This is a genomic window from Inquilinus limosus MP06 (assembly GCF_000767795.1).
GTDB classification, from domain to species: domain Bacteria; phylum Pseudomonadota; class Alphaproteobacteria; order DSM-16000; family Inquilinaceae; genus Inquilinus; species Inquilinus limosus_E.
On the sequence record NZ_JANX01000926.1, the window covers coordinates 1 to 1,491 of the forward strand.

Consider the following 1,491-nt stretch of genomic DNA (forward strand, 5'->3'; position numbering starts at 1 on the left):
CGGGATCGCGCCCGGCGGTGGTGGTCACCGGCGGCCAGCACGCCAACGAGACCACCGGCCCGGTCGGCGCCCTGCGCGCCGCGCAGCTGCTGCTGCAGGACCCGGAGCACCATTTGGCCCTGATCCCGCTGGAGAATCCGGACGGCTACGCCCTGCACCGTCGCCTGTGCCGGGACAATCCGCGGCACATGCATCACGCGGCGCGCTATACCGCCTTGGGCGACGACCTTGAATACCGGGTCGGCGACGGGCTCTACGAGCGCGCGGCCCGCAGCGAGGCGATCGCCCGCACCGGTGCCCAGCTGCATGTCAACCTGCACGGCTACCCGGCGCATGAATGGACCCGGCCCTTCACCGGCTACCTGCCGCGCGGCTTCGAGATGTGGACCATCCCGAAAGGCTTCTTCCTGATCCTGCGCCACCATCCGGACTGGGTCGAGCCCGGCATGGCGCTGATCGAGGCGATCACCCGCCGCCTGGCCCGGATCGAGCCGCTGCTGGAGCTGAACCGGATGCAGCTGGCCGCCTATGGCGCCCATGCCGGGACGGGGCCGTTCGCCGTGATCAACGGCATCCCCTGCCTGATCGGCCCGGACGAGCGCCACGTGCCGCCGCTGACCCTGATCACCGAATATCCGGACGAGACGATCTACGGCGACCGCTTCGCCCTGGGCCACCAGGTGCAGATGGAGACGGTGCTGGCCGCGGTCGAGCACCATGCGGGGGTGGTGGCGTAGGGCTTGTCAGGTCGGCGCAAGTGGCTGGCCACTTTTTCACCGTCATTGCGAGGAGGCGAAGCCGACGAAGCAATCCATGCCTCCGCTCTTACGGCGCGATGGATTGCTTCGCTGCGCTCGCAATGACGGTATTGGCAGTCTGAAAGGTCTCGGAAGCGGGAGAGGCCACGCCAAAGGCGAGGCCGCTTCTCTAAGTCCGTGTGATCGACACCCCGCCATCGACCAGCAGCGCCGTGCCGGTGGTGAAGCTGGAGGCGTCGGACGCCAGATACAGCGCCGAGCGCGCCATCTCCTCCGGCGTCGCCAGGCGCTTCATCGGATACAGGCCGGTGATGAAGTCGCGCTCCGCCTGGGTCTTGGCGAATTCGCGGTACATCTCCGTCTCGGTGCCGCCCGGCAGCAGCGCGTTGACGCGGACGCCCCGGCCGCCGAACTCGACCGCCAGCGCCTGCACCAGCCCGATCAGCCCGGCCTTGCTGGCGGCATAGGCGGCCACGCCGGGGAAGCCGACGGTGTAGCCGACGAAGGTCGAGGTGAAGATCAGCGACCCGCCGCCGCGCCGCAGCATCGCCGGGATCTGGTGCCGCGCCGCCAGGAAGCCGCTGGTCAGGTTGGTCTCGACCGTCCGCCGCCAGGCCGCGGGCGATACCTCCGGCGTCGGCGCCATCGGCCCGACCATGCCGGCGTTGTTGAAGGCGATGTCGAGGCCGCCGAACCGCTCCTCCGCCAGCGCCACCAGCGCCGGGGCATAGGC

Annotated in this window: 2 protein-coding genes; one reads left to right on the forward strand and one right to left on the reverse strand. The window is 69.9% G+C overall.

The window, feature by feature from the left end; all coding sequences use genetic code 11:
* Positions 1-737: M14 family zinc carboxypeptidase (locus P409_RS34055; RefSeq protein WP_034849210.1), on the forward strand; the 737-nt coding region annotated here is incomplete at its 5' end.
* A 190-nt stretch (positions 738-927) separates the two neighbouring features.
* Here P409_RS34055 and P409_RS34060 read toward each other — a convergent pair.
* Positions 928-1,491: SDR family oxidoreductase (locus P409_RS34060; RefSeq protein ID WP_034849212.1), on the reverse strand; the 564-nt coding region annotated here is incomplete at its 5' end.